General features: G+C 45.0%; 12 protein-coding genes. 7 read left to right on the forward strand and 5 right to left on the reverse strand.

Annotated elements, in window-relative coordinates:
• Positions 1-146: 146 nt before the first annotated feature.
• The 3 genes from OV592_RS20210 to OV592_RS20220 form a co-directional block, all read right to left on the reverse strand.
• On the reverse strand, positions 147-1,970 hold the full coding sequence (locus OV592_RS20210) for a sensor domain-containing diguanylate cyclase (protein ID WP_016403146.1): 1,824 nt from the start codon (positions 1,968-1,970) through the stop codon (positions 147-149).
• A 6-nt stretch (positions 1,971-1,976) separates the two neighbouring features.
• Positions 1,977-2,945 carry an ABC transporter substrate-binding protein gene (locus OV592_RS20215; RefSeq protein ID WP_406609808.1) on the reverse strand — a complete coding sequence of 323 codons (969 nt, stop codon included), beginning with the start codon at positions 2,943-2,945 and terminating at the stop codon, positions 1,977-1,979.
• Between the two features lie 219 nt (positions 2,946-3,164).
• Positions 3,165-4,334 (reverse strand): multidrug effflux MFS transporter, encoded by a 1,170-nt coding sequence (locus tag OV592_RS20220; RefSeq protein ID WP_406609809.1) that lies wholly within the window; start codon positions 4,332-4,334, stop codon positions 3,165-3,167.
• A 94-nt stretch (positions 4,335-4,428) separates the two neighbouring features.
• Between OV592_RS20220 and OV592_RS20225 the strand changes: the two genes are divergently transcribed.
• Positions 4,429-5,367 (forward strand): LysR family transcriptional regulator, encoded by a 939-nt coding sequence (locus tag OV592_RS20225; protein WP_406609810.1) that lies wholly within the window; start codon positions 4,429-4,431, stop codon positions 5,365-5,367.
• A 27-nt stretch (positions 5,368-5,394) separates the two neighbouring features.
• On the opposite strand, the gene OV592_RS20230 is transcribed toward OV592_RS20225, so the two are convergent.
• Entirely contained in the window at positions 5,395-6,588 is a 1,194-nt protein-coding gene (locus OV592_RS20230; RefSeq protein WP_338622501.1) for a potassium/proton antiporter, read from the reverse strand.
• 147 nt (positions 6,589-6,735) lie between these two features.
• On the opposite strand from OV592_RS20230, the gene OV592_RS20235 reads away from it, so the two are divergent.
• The 4 genes from OV592_RS20235 (at position 6,736) to OV592_RS20250 (ending at position 12,251) form a co-directional block, all read left to right on the forward strand.
• A complete protein-coding gene (locus tag OV592_RS20235) occupies positions 6,736-8,700 on the forward strand; it encodes a bifunctional 2',3'-cyclic-nucleotide 2'-phosphodiesterase/3'-nucleotidase (protein WP_406609811.1) in 1,965 nt (654 codons plus the stop codon).
• A 192-nt stretch (positions 8,701-8,892) separates the two neighbouring features.
• Positions 8,893-10,140 (forward strand): methyl-accepting chemotaxis protein, encoded by a 1,248-nt coding sequence (locus OV592_RS20240; RefSeq protein WP_406609812.1) that lies wholly within the window; start codon positions 8,893-8,895, stop codon positions 10,138-10,140.
• A gap of 187 nt (positions 10,141-10,327) precedes the next feature.
• Positions 10,328-11,767: an MBL fold metallo-hydrolase RNA specificity domain-containing protein gene (locus tag OV592_RS20245; protein ID WP_406609813.1), complete on the forward strand. Its 1,440-nt coding sequence runs from the start codon at positions 10,328-10,330 to the stop codon at positions 11,765-11,767.
• 73 nt (positions 11,768-11,840) lie between these two features.
• The gene (locus OV592_RS20250) at positions 11,841-12,251 is read left to right on the forward strand and encodes a hypothetical protein (RefSeq protein ID WP_406609814.1); all 411 of its coding nucleotides are present in this window, start codon (positions 11,841-11,843) and stop codon (positions 12,249-12,251) included.
• Positions 12,252-12,274: 23 nt separating this feature from the next.
• Here OV592_RS20250 and OV592_RS20255 read toward each other — a convergent pair whose 3' ends face one another.
• Positions 12,275-12,904 (reverse strand): hemolysin III family protein, encoded by a 630-nt coding sequence (locus tag OV592_RS20255; protein WP_016403136.1) that lies wholly within the window; start codon positions 12,902-12,904, stop codon positions 12,275-12,277.
• 323 nt (positions 12,905-13,227) lie between these two features.
• Between OV592_RS20255 and OV592_RS20260 the strand changes: the two genes are divergently transcribed.
• Positions 13,228-14,376 carry a hypothetical protein gene (locus OV592_RS20260; protein ID WP_406609815.1) on the forward strand — a complete coding sequence of 383 codons (1,149 nt, stop codon included), beginning with the start codon at positions 13,228-13,230 and terminating at the stop codon, positions 14,374-14,376.
• 223 nt (positions 14,377-14,599) lie between these two features.
• On the forward strand, positions 14,600-15,367 hold the full coding sequence (locus tag OV592_RS20265) for a hypothetical protein (protein WP_016403134.1): 768 nt from the start codon (positions 14,600-14,602) through the stop codon (positions 15,365-15,367).
• The last annotated feature ends 20 nt before the right edge of the window (positions 15,368-15,387 follow it).

A 15,387-nucleotide genomic window follows, 5' to 3' on the forward strand; every position in this document is an offset into this window, starting at 1 on the left:
CCATTGTGGAGAAAACAACCACCAATAAATGCGACCCACTTCACCGCTTTGTTGGGATAAATTAAGATCCTCTGTAACTTTGATTAGGAACAAACCAGGGCTCGGTAACTGCCAGAAAAGCTTATATTTTTTAACTAACGCAGTACTTAAACATCCAGATCTAATACTGCTTGATTACGCCCCTGATGTTTTGCCTTATACAAACAGCTATCGGCAAGTTCTAACAACTTGGTTGGGTCAATAACATCATCAGGCTCAATCAAAATGCCACCTACGCTAATTGTTAATACCGCGCTTACTTGCGAATCCGCATGTTCAATTTGTAGTTTGGCAACTTCTTTAACCACCTGCTCAGCCATTTTGGGCAGATCTTGTTGATTAGCATCAGAGACTAAAATGGCAAACTCTTCACCGCCGACACGTGCAACACAATCTTCACTTCGCTTTACCACTTCTGTTAGGGCTTTAGCCACCAGCTTTAAAGCTTCGTCACCTTGCACATGTCCGTAGTGGTCGTTATAAGCTTTAAAATAATCGATGTCGGCCATTAGCACTGCCAACTGGGTTTTGTGCCTTCTGGCACTGGTTACAGCACGGTTTAATTCTCGCTTAAACGGCCTACGGTTAACCAAACCGGTTAACTCGTCGGTTTCGGCTAATACCTGCAAGCGCTCATTCACCTGAAGTAACTCATTTTGCAGACGGTTCATCGCCTGATCGTTTTTTTCGTTAATTAACAGACCACTAATGGCAGCGGCAAATTGACTTAACAATACTACTTGGTAATCGTCCCAAATCGCGCAATAACTCAAGCTCACACAATTAAGTAAACCAAAGGCCTTATTACCGTCACTTAAGGGAATACCTACAAAGGACTTTATCCCGTATTGCTTGAGTAGCTGATATTCGGCGGGAGCATGCCGTTTAAGCTTCTCCACATCACTCACTACTATTGGCGCTACACTCACCAAACGCCGCTTTAGCTCACTAAGTTGGCTTAAGTCCACCGGCTCGATAGGCGCTAAATGCCCCGGCACACTCCATACATCGCGATAAATCGCTTGCTGGCGCTCAAACTCCAATACCACCACCCGCTCTATCGGAAACAAACTGCCTATGGCTGAGGTGGCTCGCTGTAACAATGCCTTTGAATTGCTGGATGTTTGATTTAAAAAAGACAGGGAGATCTCGGATAGCAATTGATTAGCTTCGGTTTGCCAATTAAGCACCGAGGTACGTTGTTCAACGGTTTCTTCTAACACCTGCCGGTGCTGGTGCAACTGTTGCTCGGCTTCTAAACGGGCATCTAAGCCGCGTTGCAAACGTTGCTGTAGCTGTTGCATAGAGCTGGCCACTAGGCCAATTTCATCATTACGTTTTAGTAGCTTACTGGGTAACTGAACAATCTGTTGTTCTTCGGTAAATATCTGATCGGCAGCCTCGGCTAAACGCCGTAAGTCGCCAGTCACAATCCGCCCAACAAGCAGTAAAATAATCAAACTCATTAAAAAGGTTTTTAAGCCATTAGTTAGCAATATAACCAAGGCTTGGGCTTTTATATCTTGCTTGATCAAGGATAAGTCTAGGCCAACCGTAAGCTTGCCCAGCGCAGTACCTTGGTGGTCGAGTGAATAAACATAAAATTTCTGGCTTAAATCAGCTTCACCAACACCCGAAGCCATGCCTTCATCGGTTGAGAAATTTACCGACGACACATATTGCTGCTGCACAAAACCTTGCAGCAAATCATCCAGCAGTTGGTAATCAATTTCCCATACTGCTCGCTCAATCGCGCTCAAGTTTGCTTGGTTATATTCATCAACCCACTGCTCAGCATTTTTAACTGCACCAGAAAAATTAAACGCCAGTTGCACGGCCACTGATAACAAAGCAAACAAGGTGCTGGCGCTTACGATTAAAATAACTAATCGTTTTGCAATAGGAGTGCGAAGTTTAAAAGCCCCTTTCATAACAACCTACTGAGCAAACTGAAAACTAAGCGGATTGCCGGCTTCTAGCAGCATGTTCTCAAACATTACGGCATCCCATTTTTTCTGTTTTACTTTTTCAAAGGCCTCTGTCCCTGGCTGCAACATTACAAACAAAGGGGCATTCACCTTACTTGGCAGTGCTTGTCCTTGAACATGTCGATGAATCAAACTTAGTCCCCAACCCGCGGCGGTAAAATGGCCACCTGCTAAGGCGCTAATTTCACCTTGCTCACGCAACAACAAGGCTTGTTGTGAGGTATTTACGGTGCCAACAATCACATCCCTACCTGGTTGCTTTCCTAACTCTTTAATCGCTTTAATACTGCCAAAAGCCATGTGATCGTTAGCTGTCCACAGGTATTTCAAATCGGGGTAACGTTTCAGCAAAACTTTGGTTTGTTGGTAGCTGCGCTGCTCATCCCAATGGCCATAAATAACCTGTTTTAAGTCAATACCGGCTTGGTGTTGAAAAAAATCGACAGCGCCGGCTGTGCGCTCTACTGAGGCAGGAGTGGTTTTATCTCCCGAGATAATTACCGCTTCACCAGTCACTTGTTCGGCATTTAAATACATGGATTGGGCCGTTTGGTAACCCGCCCACAAGTTGTTAGGCACGATGCAAGACAGCAAGTAGTTTTGCCAATGGGGGTTATTATTACGAAGCTGTTGCTGTTCAACACTCACATCATTAAGCAACACCAATACGTAAACCGATTGTCCTTCTAGCAGGCTAAGCATACGAGGCAAGGCTTGCTTCTCGTTCACCAGCATGAGGTAATCGGGCAGCTTCTGATTGTTGATCATCCATTCGATGTGCTTAATCATTGAGTAATGATTACGCTCTCCATGAAAAGTACGGTAATCAAGCGCTAAACGCTTAGCGGCAGCATTAGCAAACATATCTACATCTTGCCAAAAGCTTTCTTCAGCTTTACCGGGGTTTATAAAAACCACCGACGCTTTTCCCCAAGCTAAAGGGCAAATAAACAACAGAAGTAGTAGGATCTTCACGTGATAACTACCAACGCGACTTAATTTCACTTACTTAAAACTATAAACCACCCGCCAGATTTAGCGCGTCTAGTTAGCTAAAAAAGCCGCTTAAGTGAAAATAAAACTAAAAAAGCGCCAACTAGGCGCTTTTTTCATAAATACTACAGCTAATTCAACTAGCTAATTACTGGTTTCAAACCGTAAGCCACCTTTGCAAATGGCTAGCGTCATGGCCGCAAATGGCAGCGCCATTAACAAGGCCAGTTGCTCGGTATTGGCTAAACCACTTACACCTAAGATGCCCACTAAACTTGCAGAACCGGTCATTTGTACAAAGCCCAATAAAGCAGAAGCAGTGCCCGCTTTGTCACCAAAAGGCGCTAAAGCGCTGCCAGTTCCCACTGCAATTAACAGACAAAAACCAATGCTAGAAACAAATACCGGAGCCATAAACGCCAGCGGATGCAATACTTGCTGGCCTAGTACTAAGGCAATGGCCGCGCCTGCCATTAAACTTGCGCCAAGCCATAAGCCTGCTGTTTGCCCGATCTGCTTAATTACTTGAGGAGCCAAAAATGCAGCCACAATGTTAATGGCAGCGTTGCAGCCAAACCACAAGGCATAATCAGCACTAGATAGCTGCATATCCACCATTAAGCGGCCAGCAGACTGCGAAACATAGCCAATAATCATCGCCATCCCCAACATTACCAACAAGGAATAAAAACGAAAGCTGGCTACAGTAATAACCGAATAGTAACGACTAAAAGAATATAAGCGCCCGGTAAACACGTTAGCTTGAGGTTTAGTTTCTTTTAAACCAAATAGCAGCGCCAAAAATACCACCAACGCAAATGCCACCATAAACCAAAAGTTTGCTGCCCATGACCACCAATGGGTGAGCACGCCACCTAACAAGGGTGCCAATGCGGGAACAATGCAAATCACACCGTTTAAATAGCTAAATATATTTTTTGAGCGCTCGGCACCAAATACATCACGCACCCCGGCAAACGCCGCCACCGACAAACAGCTGGCCGCAATGCCTTGAGCTAAGCGCGCGAGCATTAACAGTTCATAACTACTAGCTATCGCCGCCAAGGCAGAGCTTGCCAAATATAACAGCGCACCTACCAAAGCCACTGGCCTACGGCCATAGCGGTCGGCCAATGGGCCCACTAACAACTGGCCAATACCAAAGGAAAACAAAAACACCGGAATAGTTTGAGCAATCCACGCCACAGGCACATCAAAGGCTTGCGCCATTTGTGGAATAGCGGGTAAAAAGATATCAATCGCTAAAGGTGAGAACAGCACCATTAACATGAATAGGGGTAAAGGCTTCGACATAGCATGCTCCAAAAACAAGGTGGGCATTGTAAGTCCTGCGCTTTATGAATCATAATGATAGTTTAGATTCACTCATAGTCCTTATAGGAATATCATGTCTCAGCAATACGATCTTAATCTACTGCGAGTTTTACTCACCTTGCTTGAAGAACGCAGTGTATCCAAAGCAGCAGATAAGCTATTCCTCACCCAATCGGCAGTGAGTAAGCAATTGGCCAAATTGCGTCAGCAGCTAAACGATCCTTTATTTATTCGCCATGCCAATGGCTTGAGCCCAACCCCAAGGGTGCGCAGCTTAGAACCTAAATTGCGGCAGTGGCTGCAAAGCGCTAATGAAATGATTGAAGCAGAAGGCTTTGAGCCAGCGATTAGCCAACGTAACTTTCGCTGCTGCCTTAATGAAACCTGCTTTGCTACCTTATTGCCGCGTTTTTTTGGCAAACTGATGCAACAAGCACCCGGCCTAAAGCTGGATACTCACCGCCTAGAACCAGGCAGCATAGAAGGTCTGCAAAAAGGGGAATTTGATTTAGCTATTGTGGCTCGCGATAACGACGAACGCGCGCCGAGTCACTTTCAAGTTAAGCAAGTGCCCGCTCAAATTCGTAGCTTTGAGTTATTTAGAGACGACCATGTTTGTTTAGTGAGAAAAGACCACCCAGTGTTAAGCCAACAATGGGATTTAGACTGCTACATGCAGCAAGCTCACCTAACCTGTGAGTGTGAAGTTGGCGATCGTTGGTTATTGCACTCGGTGCTTGCAGAGCAAGGACTGCATATTGAAAACAGCACCCTTACCGCCGATTTTTTTGCCGCAGCCTTGCTCTGTCAATCTAGCGACTTAGTGTTTACCTGCACCCGCAGCTTCGCCCAGCAAGTGATAAAAACTCACCAACTAGAGTTGCTACCTTTGCCGATTTACATGGCCCCGTTTAGCTACTTACTCGCTTGGCCACAACACCTAGATAACGACCCTGCACACAGCTGGCTACGAGAGCTGATTATCGAGCATTGTCATAACACCAAGCCCTAGTTCCAGCGAGTATTCGCTTAGGTTTGCCTATGATTCGCCTTGATTGAGTTGAAGTTTTTTCGCCAGCGGTTCGATAGCCGCACCTTGAATAAACACCGAATAAAGCACCACAAAAAACACCATGTGCATCATCTCTAAAGCGCCTTCCACACCGGCCGCTGCGGGAATCAATGCAAATACAATCGGAGTAGCCCCTTTTAAACCAATGGATGAAATAAACAAACGCTTCTTCCAAGTAGCTTGGCGAAATGGCAGATAACAAAGTTGCACTGCAAGAGGGCGGGCCACCAGCATCAAAATAGCGCTTGGGACGATGGCCACCCACAATACATCTAGCAATTGCTGCGGGAAGATTTGCAGCCCTAGAATAATAAACATCACTGCTTGGGCTAACCACGACAAGCTATTAAAAAAGTGCTTATTCACTTCTTTACCGCGCTTCAAGCCATTACCAATTACCACACCGCTTACATAACAGGCTATTAGCACGTTACCGCCAGCTAACTCACTGCCATAAGTGGCTAAGATAAAACAGGCCAATACAAACACTGGAATTAAGCCATATTCTTGCAGGCTAATTTTACTTAGCGCCAGCACACATACCTTGCCCACAATAAAGCCAATCGCCAATCCACCAATGATTTGAATCGCCAAAGTTTGGCTAATCTCCATAGCCGATACGCCGCTGTCAGGTGACAAAGACAAAGCGGTAAGTATCACCACCATAATTAGCGCCACCGGGTCATTAGTGGCTGATTCAAACTCCAACACTGTATCGGTACTTTCTTTTAGTTTGAGCTTTTTCGATTCTAAAATTGAGAACACCGCTGCAGCATCGGTGGACGACACCACTGCAGCAAACAGCAAGCAATAGACAAAGTCATAATCAAATATTAGGTAAAAAATGGCAGCAAAAATAAACGAGGTGAACACCACCCCCAGTGAAGACAATACCCCACCTTCTTTATAAGCAACCTTAATACTTTGCAAAGGCGTATTAATACCGCCCACAAATACGATGATGTTTAAAGCAAAAGACCCCACCAGCGAAGTAACCGCCAGATTATCGTAAACAAAATTGAATTCGCCATTACCAATGGATAAACCCACCCCCATAAAAATCAGCAGCGAAGGAATACCTAAGGTGCGTGAAGGGTGATGTAATAAGATGCCAATAGCTATAAGACTAGCAAGGCCAAGTAAAATCCACTGATAGGGCATAGCGTCTCCTAATTTTTTGCCTATTTTATCATAGCTAAGACCATGAATTATTGTTGAAAAGAGTCTTTATTTTGCTATTGAGAGTGCCACCTTGCACCGCTCTGCTATGGTTTACTTTATTGTTTACTGTTTCCAAGCGGAGCCACCATGAATAGTTTAAAAATACTCCTTTTCACCTGCCTATTTATAGCAGCCTATAGCTACGCTCACGACTCCACAATTAAGCTCAGAATCATCGAAACCACTGACATTCACGCCAACATAATGGACTTTGACTATTACAAGGATAAACCCTCCGCCAAAATAGGTTTAGTGCGTACCGCTACCCTCGTTAAACAAGCCCAAGCAGAAGTGGACAATAGCGTGCTGGTAGATAATGGCGACCTGATACAAGGCAGCCCAATGGGCGACTATATTGCTGACAGAGGGTTAACTGGCCAACAAGTTCATCCGGTTTATCAGGCGATGAATAGCCTCGATTACGATGTAGGCAACATAGGTAATCATGAGTTTAATTATGGCTTGGACTTTTTAGACAAAGCATTAGCAGGCGCGACCTTTCCCTACATCAATGCTAACGTAATCCGCAGCGACAACCAGCAAAACTACTTTAGTCCCTACCTAATAAAAGACTACAGCTTTAAAGATACAGCCGGTCAAAGCCAAAACCTCAAAATTGGCTACATTGGCTTTGTTCCCCCACAAATTATGATTTGGGATAAAGCCAATTTAGAAGGCAAGGTAAGCGCGCAAGACATTAAACAAAGTGCCGAACTTTGGGTACCAAAAATGAAGGCCGAAGGCGCCGATATTATTGTTGCTATACCCCATTCCGGCCTATCTACCGACCCTTACAAGGTAATGGCTGAAAACTCAGTTTACTATTTATCTGAAGTCGCAGACATTGATGCCATTGCCTTTGGTCATGCTCATACGGTGTTCCCCGGTAAAGGCTTTGATAACTTGCCAGGTGTAGATAACCAAAGCGGCACCATTAATGGGGTGGCGGCAGTAATGCCGGGGCGTTGGGGCAGCCATGTTGGCATCATCGACTTAGAGCTACAGCATACCCAAGCAGGCTGGCAGGTAACTAAAAGCCAATCCACCAACCGAGCTATCTTTGACAGCGCCAATAAAAAATCGCTGGCAAAGGCTGATTCAGCCATGGTGGCCGCTGTCGCGGAAGATCACCAAGCCACCCGTGATTTTGTCAATCAGCCTTTGGGGAAATCTAGCGACGTGATGTACAGCTTTTTAGCCTTAGTTCAAGACGACCCCACCATTCAAATTGTTAACTTAGCGCAAACCGACTACGTAAAAACCTTGATTCAAGGTGACCCCGATTTAGCCGATTTACCGGTGCTATCGGCCGCTGCCCCCTTTAAAGCAGGCGGACGAAAAAACGACCCTAGCAACTATACCGAAGTAGAAGCCGGCGAACTCACCTTTAGAAATGCCGCCGATTTATATTTATACCCCAATACTCTGGTGGTGTTAAAAGTTACCGGCGCAGAAGTGAAAGACTGGCTAGAATGCTCGGCTGGGCAGTTCAACCAAATAGACCCAAACCGAGCCACCCCGCAAGCGTTAATCAACTGGGACGAGTTTAGAACCTATAATTTTGATGTCATCGACGGTGTTACTTACCAAATTGATGTAAGCCAAGCCGCCCGTTTTGACGCTGACTGCAAACCACTCAACCCAGAGTCTGAACGTATCAAACAACTTCATTACGCCGGCAAAGCGATTGACCCAAGCCAAGAGTTTTTAATAGCAACGAACAACTATCGCGCCTATAGCGGCGGCTTTGCTGGCACCGGCGAAGACAAAGTGGTGATTCAAGCACCCGACGAAAACCGCAGTGTATTAGCCAACTACATTAAGCGAGTAAGCAAGGAAAAAGGGCAAATTAGCCCTAGCGCCGACAACAACTGGCGGTTTAGCCCTCTTGAATCAAAAACTAAAGCCAAGTTAAACATTTTCTTTGAAACCTCACCCAGCGACAAAGCTGCCGCGTTTATCGCCGAAAAAGCCATCTATCCGATGCAAAAGCTTTCTGTCGATGATGTTGGCTTTGCCCTTTATCAAATAGATCTTCAAAGCCAGCCTTAGATATAGGTACTGCCGTTTTACTCCGCTGCTGCCTAACCAGCAGCGGAACTGTTACTTTTAACCCCATCAGGGCTAAGCAAAATGCGATGAAAGTAAAAATTTTACTTGTTGTTCAATAATATGTGAGGAAAGTTGAGCGCCAGATTCAAAAGTATGAGATTGTAGCGACAGACGGGTTCATGGAGGACAATAATGGCAACACTGTCGTTTAAATTAAAACTACTTATTAGCATCACCCTATTATTTATATGCGTGCTTACTAGCATGTTGATGTTTGGTAGCGCTTCACTTAGCGCCGAACAAGCCGCTGCTGCCACTCAGCTAAGTGCAACAGAATTACAAGCTCTGTTTGCAGAAACAGCAGCAGAAGCGCGCGGCACCATGATCTTAGTGTCTGCCGTTGTGGTTATCATTGCGCTGTTTATTGTGTCGCAACTGGTGCAAGGTTTCTTAGAGCCTTTAAGCCAAATCACCCGTCGGATCGGTTACCTTGCCGGAAATGATGGCGATTTAACCATGAAGCTAGACGTGCAAAAGCACCAAGAGCTGGTAGCCATGGCAACCCAATTTAACGCCTTTACCGAAAAACTACGGGTAATGGTCAATCAGCTGCAACAGCAATCAAATCAGCTTACCAATGGCTCACAAACTCTGGCTAAAAATGCCGAATCGGCGGGAGAAGCAAGCCGCTTACAACGCAACGACACCGACAGCGTGGCTGCCGCAGTAAATGAAATGTCATCGACTGCTAGCGACGTAGCAGAGCTGGCCAATGGCACCGCAACCAACGCTCAAGAAGCTGAGAAACAGTTAAGCCAAACTCAGCAAGAGTTCCAAAGCTCTGTTGAACAAATTCGCGACATCTCTGGCAGTATGGAAGGCATTAGCGAACGAATCACTCAAGTAGCGGGTCGTAGCCAAGACATTAACAGCATCTTAGAGACTATTCGTGGTATTGCCGAGCAAACCAACTTACTGGCATTAAACGCAGCAATTGAAGCAGCGCGCGCCGGAGAACAAGGCCGAGGCTTTGCAGTAGTAGCAGACGAAGTAAGAAACCTAGCTGGCAGAACCCAAAGCTCTACCGAAGAAATTAACCAACTGATTCAAGCACTACAAAGTGATGTCAATGCCACGGTAGACTTAATTAGCACCAGCCGAGAAAAAGTGAATACCACCGCGGTAGATACCGAAGCCAGCTACGAGCAGCTGCATAAAGTAGTAGAAAGCATTTCGGTAATTAACGATAACGCAGCCCAAGTTGCTACTGCCGCACATCAACAAAGCCATGTGAGCGAAGATATTAACCGCAATATTAATGGCATTGGCGAAGCCGCAGGCGTACAGAATAGTTTGGCTCACGATATCGAAAGCATTAGCGCTGAATTATCGCAAGTAGCGCAGGCACTTGATACTCAGCTATCAACTCTAAAAGCCTAATCTGCGCTTCATCTCGTCAAAGGCTGCTATGGCAGCCTTTTTTATTTCCTTCAAAACCTAAACCACTCCAACTCACGCTTATTCCATTTATTTAAAAGCCTTAAGAACTCCGTTAACTAAGCCACACATTCACATCTGCAGCTGAACTACACTTTATCTAGGCCTTGTTTGAAGAGGGACTGATATCATGACCATGACCTTACAGTTTCTTGGTGCAGCGGAAGAAGTTACCGGCTCCTGCCACTTGCTTACGGTAAACGATAAACAAGTGCTATTAGATTGCGGGCTGATTCAAGGCAGCAAAGCCGATGCAATGCGCAACTACCATGCGTTCCAATTTGAGCCTTCACAGATTGACGCGGTTATTCTTAGCCACGCTCACATTGACCATTCCGGCAGAATACCGCAGTTAGTAAAGTCTGGCTTTAAGGGCCCTATTTATACTCATAAAGCCTCGGCAGAGCTTTGTGCCATTATGCTAAAAGACGCCGCCATGCTGCAGCAGCGTGACACCGAACGGCTAAACAAAAAGCGTTTAAAAAAGGGCCTTGAGCCACTGCAAGCCTTGTTTGATGAGCAAGACGTAGAGCAAACTATCCTGCAATTTAAGCCGCTCAACTATGGCGAAAGCATCCAGGTACTGCCTCAACTCACCCTGCAGCTCTCCGACGCTGGACATATCCTTGGCTCGGCCATTGTTGAGCTATGGATAAGCGAAATAGGCACCCGCAAAAAAATTGTCTTTAGTGGTGACTTAGGCCGCGAAGGCATGCCTATTTTGGATGATCCTGAGATTATCAAAACAGCCGATTTAGTATTGATGGAAAGCACCTATGGCAATCGCTTACACCGCAGCTGGCAGCAAACCATCGATGAACTGGAGCAAATATTTGCAGCAGCCATTAGTGGCAGCCAAGGGAACATTTTATTACCGGCATTTTCCGTAGGTCGAGCCCAAGAACTACTCTATTTATTTCACCTCTACGCCAAGCAATGGGACCTTTCGCGCTGGAGAATTTGTTTAGATAGCCCCATGGCTATCGAAGCCACCAAAGTCTATATCAATAACTACCCAGTGATGGATGACGATTTTAAACGCTTTACTCGGATGCATCCGGGAGAGCATCCACTGCTATCTAATGTAGAGTTTATTCAAAGTACCGAACAATCCATGGAGCTTAATGAAATAAACCAAGGCTTAATTATTATTGCTGGTAGCGGCATGTGTAATGGCGGGCGTATTCGCTGCCACCTAGAGCACAACCTATGGCGGCCTGAATGCGATGTTATTATTTGTGGTTACCAAGCCATTAGCACACCAGGGCGCATGTTAGTAGATGGGGCCGACTATCTCACTATTCGCGGCAAACCGGTTAAAGTTGCCGCCAAGCTGCACACCGTTGGGGGGCTTTCCGCTCATGCCGACCAAGCCGAATTGATCCACTGGTACCAACAATTCGATAACGCTCCTCCACTAATATTGGTGCATGGAGAACAGCAAGTACAACAAGATCTACTGGCAGCCATTCAAGCTTCTTTTGCTCAACCCGCCGCAATGCTTGCGGCCAAACAGGGTGACAAGTTGGATTTAAGCGCCTTGCCAGAACTGGTTTGGCTTGGAGAGTAAAATAACCTAAGTATTTGACCACTCAAGGCTTAACTGATAGAAAAGTAACTAAATGTATTTGCTTGGTACAAGCATGAAATTATCTATTTTGTTACTGCCTTTTTTATTAACCAGCGGCTTACTGCATGCCCAAGATGCAATAAATCCAGATTCGCTTATTGGTTTGTGGGGAAGCTCTGAAGATCAAGGCCAATCCATTTGGGGTTACGACCAATACAATGCCGACGGCACCATTAATAGCTGGGGTACCTTTCCCGACAGCATTGCTGATTTTAGAATAGATGGCCGTTACGAGGTTTCTGGCGATTTGGGCAGGACGATTTGTTTAACCATTAGCCGAACATCACACCCAGAAATACTGCCAGTTGGTACACAATGGTGTGACCAAATCATTTCGATTAGTGAAGATGAATTTGTGTACCAAGATCCCGATGGCGAACAACATGTGGTTTATCGTCAAAAGGTAGGCGAGGCTTATTATTAAATCGAGCTTGGCAGCGTTAAGCACTAAACGATATAGCCGTATACCGTAGCAAAATGGCAAGCACAACCTGCAACGACAAAGACATGCCAGATAGCATGAGTGTAAGGTTTGTGTTTAGCCACATAAAACAGCGCGCCCACGCTAAACAATACTCCTCCGGCAGCTAATAGCCACAAACCTTCGCCCGCAATATGCTGATACATCGGATAAGCTAACGCCAAAGACAACCACCCCATCGCCAAATAAGTACTCAGTGATACTTTGGGAAAACGGGTGCCAGTGAGCAACTTAAAGCCCACGCCAAAAGCCGCTAGCGTCCAAATTACAATCATCGAAATTAGCGATAACCAACCGTCAAAAGACACCAGTAATATTGGTGTATAAGTGCCGGCTATTAACAGATAAATCGCAGAGTGATCAAACAGCTTTAAGCCAGCTTTCCAGGCACTATGGCTAACCGCATGGTAAAGAGAAGAGGCCAAAAACAACAAGACTAAAGACCCGCCATAAATACTGACAGCCACCACTTCAGTTAGGCCTTCGGCTTTGCTCAGTAACATAAACAAACCCACCACTGAGATAAGCAAACCAATGAGGTGAGAAACTACATTCAGTAATTCTTCTTTCGCGCTGTAGTGCTTTGCAGCCTGCATGTTGTTACCTAAATTTAACAAGTCGCCGACCAGCTTATTATTTCAGCGTACACTTGTACACTGAAAAATTGTAATGCTTTTATTACAAGCTGGTTCACTTTAACCAAAGCAGCGCTTTTAAGGCTTAAACTCACTTAGTTAAGCCTCAGAAAGGCTTCCACTTTTAGTGTTTTACTTTCCAATTACATGCAAAGACCAAGCGCTGCCAGTTTTTGTTTCAAGCAAGCAGCATTAATCCGCGCGTCGCAAGTTCATCACCTATAATCAAATAGCCGTGCAAGTCTTACTTATTTCTTTTTGGATTAAGCAAACAAGGATCGTCAATGAGCAAACTGTTACCTCTTGCCTTAGCAAAATCGCTTGCCTTAAGTGAAGATCTTGACCAGCTTCAGTTTCATCACTTACTAGAAAACATTAGCCAAGATCCACAACTAAAGCAGTTTGCTCCAGACGGCGTTTGCCAAATTGATCCACGCAACGGTAACTTAGTGATTTATAACTCTGCCCGCGCTAAAAGGGTTCACACTACAGCGCAACCTACTGCAGTTAAAGAAGATGAGCATTGCCCTATTTGTGAAGGGAAAAGCGCCGATATTCTCGACATAACCGAGCACAGCGAGGGGTTTACTTTTATCAACAAAAACCTCTACCCTATTTTTCACCCTATCGAAGATATTCCTTTAGAAAACGCCGACTACTTCCTCCACCAAGACCCAGAACACCAAGGCCGTGCATCCTATGGTTTTCATCTATTGCAGTGGACTTCTTCGTTACACGATAAAGATTGGCATAACCTACCATTCTCCGATGCGCTGATTAGCTTTCAGCGTTTAGCAAACCTAGAAAAGAATCTGTTATGCCAACCCACCGACTTTATGGCGCGCTCTGAAACTAAAGTGAATCAAGACGTAGTAAGTGGCTATGTGTCTATTATCAAAAACTTTGGCGCTACGGCTGGTGCTTCTTTAGTACATGGCCACCAGCAAATTGCCTATAGCAATATTTTGCCGCAGCACTTTTTCAATAACTTGCGCTTTAGAAAACGCCACAACAAATCCTTTAGCCGCTACATGTTAGAAGAGAACCCCAGCGAGTTATTGGTAAAAGACTATGGCGAATTGCAGCTAATCGTACCGTATTTTATGAAGCGACCTTTAGACATGCTGCTAATCGTAAAAGACAGCGACAAACGCTACTTGCATCAGCTCAACAGCATAGAGCAGCAGCAATTGGTGGAAGGGATGCAGCAAGCCATACAAGCTATTCTGCACCTCATGGAACAAATGGGCATTCCGCCCGCCTACAATATGATCATCAACAATGGGCCGGGCTGTGGGCTGTATCTTGAGTTTTTACCTAAAACTCAAATGATGGGTGGTTATGAGCAAATAGGCTTGTTTGTTTGCCAAGCTAATGCAGCCGACTCGGCTGAGTTGTTGCGTCAGCACATTTGCCCACCTAAAGATAAGTAACAAAATTTTTAACTGTATAAATACTAATGTAGTGCTCAACAAATCAGCCACAATATAAAGAAAAAATCATATAAATCAAAGCAATGACATTTTTTTAAATATTATAATAATCTTTAGTTTAAGCGCATTGTTAGTGTAATATTCTTCCCGCAAAATCTGCATTGGTGGGCGTTTACCGTCCATATTTTGAGTTAACTAGACCAATTGCAGTAGCGAGAACAGAATGGAAACATCTCACCCAACCACCATTAGAGTGGGTAAAAATGACTATGACTTCAATATTATTTCAGTAACCAAAACCTATGGTGGTTCTAAACACTTTAGTGATGGAATCAACATATATTTAGAAGACAACAATGGCAAAGTGGAAACCATGGGCGTCGATTTTAAGCCTGATATTCCACCAACCACTCAGCATATTTCAACCCTATGGGGCGAAGACAAAAAAACCAAGAAAACTTTTCGTTTTGGCTACTTCCTTCACTCCAATGATTTCTTGGGTTATACCACGCAAGTAAACCTTCTTACGGCAGCCAAACGCATTATTCCGCTACAAGGCTTTGCCGCTAAATTAGAAAAATGGAGCCCGCTAATTACTGGCTTTTTGGCACTACTGTTTGCTTGGTGTGCATTCTGGGCGGGTTCGGGTATCAGTCGTTACGGGATAGCGTCGTTCTTTCAATCAATGCCTTATATATTGCTCGACACTCCTCACTTAATTGCCAATTTTGCAGATGCAGCACGCTATAACAACGTAAGTTATGGCTGGGCGTTTATGGGCGCGATTGTCGGCTTTATTCTCAGCAAACTATTTGTAGGCATTCCTCTGGGTCGCTTACGCAACAAAATGCGCTTAGCCTTTGGCCAGACCATAAGACAACAGTTAACCACTGCCTTTGCCAATACCACCCAAGCGGCACCGTCCCCTATTTCTGGCTCTTCAAGTGCAGAACCTAAAACCGACGCCGACGGCTACCAAACTCTTATTTAAACCAAGATATCGTTTAAGGA

Origin of the sequence: Agarivorans sp. JK6 (genome assembly GCF_045277145.1) — a bacterium.
Lineage (GTDB): Bacteria > Pseudomonadota > Gammaproteobacteria > Enterobacterales > Celerinatantimonadaceae > Agarivorans > Agarivorans albus.

Excerpts from the sequence above, each read along its gene's own strand:
- OV592_RS20210 (WP_016403146.1), bottom strand. The coding sequence starts at position 1,970 with ATGAAAGGGGCTTTTAAACTTCGCACTCCTATTGCAAAACGATTAGTT.
- OV592_RS20220 (WP_406609809.1), bottom strand. The coding sequence starts at position 4,334 with ATGTCGAAGCCTTTACCCCTATTCATGTTAATGGTGCTGTTCTCACCT.
- OV592_RS20225 (WP_406609810.1), top strand. The coding sequence starts at position 4,429 with ATGTCTCAGCAATACGATCTTAATCTACTGCGAGTTTTACTCACCTTG.
- OV592_RS20230 (WP_338622501.1), bottom strand. The coding sequence starts at position 6,588 with ATGCCCTATCAGTGGATTTTACTTGGCCTTGCTAGTCTTATAGCTATT.
- OV592_RS20235 (WP_406609811.1), top strand. The coding sequence starts at position 6,736 with ATGAATAGTTTAAAAATACTCCTTTTCACCTGCCTATTTATAGCAGCC.
- OV592_RS20240 (WP_406609812.1), top strand. The coding sequence starts at position 8,893 with ATGGCAACACTGTCGTTTAAATTAAAACTACTTATTAGCATCACCCTA.
- OV592_RS20245 (WP_406609813.1), top strand. The coding sequence starts at position 10,328 with ATGACCATGACCTTACAGTTTCTTGGTGCAGCGGAAGAAGTTACCGGC.
- OV592_RS20250 (WP_406609814.1), top strand. The coding sequence starts at position 11,841 with ATGAAATTATCTATTTTGTTACTGCCTTTTTTATTAACCAGCGGCTTA.
- OV592_RS20255 (WP_016403136.1), bottom strand. The coding sequence starts at position 12,904 with ATGCAGGCTGCAAAGCACTACAGCGCGAAAGAAGAATTACTGAATGTA.
- OV592_RS20260 (WP_406609815.1), top strand. The coding sequence starts at position 13,228 with ATGAGCAAACTGTTACCTCTTGCCTTAGCAAAATCGCTTGCCTTAAGT.
- OV592_RS20265 (WP_016403134.1), top strand. The coding sequence starts at position 14,600 with ATGGAAACATCTCACCCAACCACCATTAGAGTGGGTAAAAATGACTAT.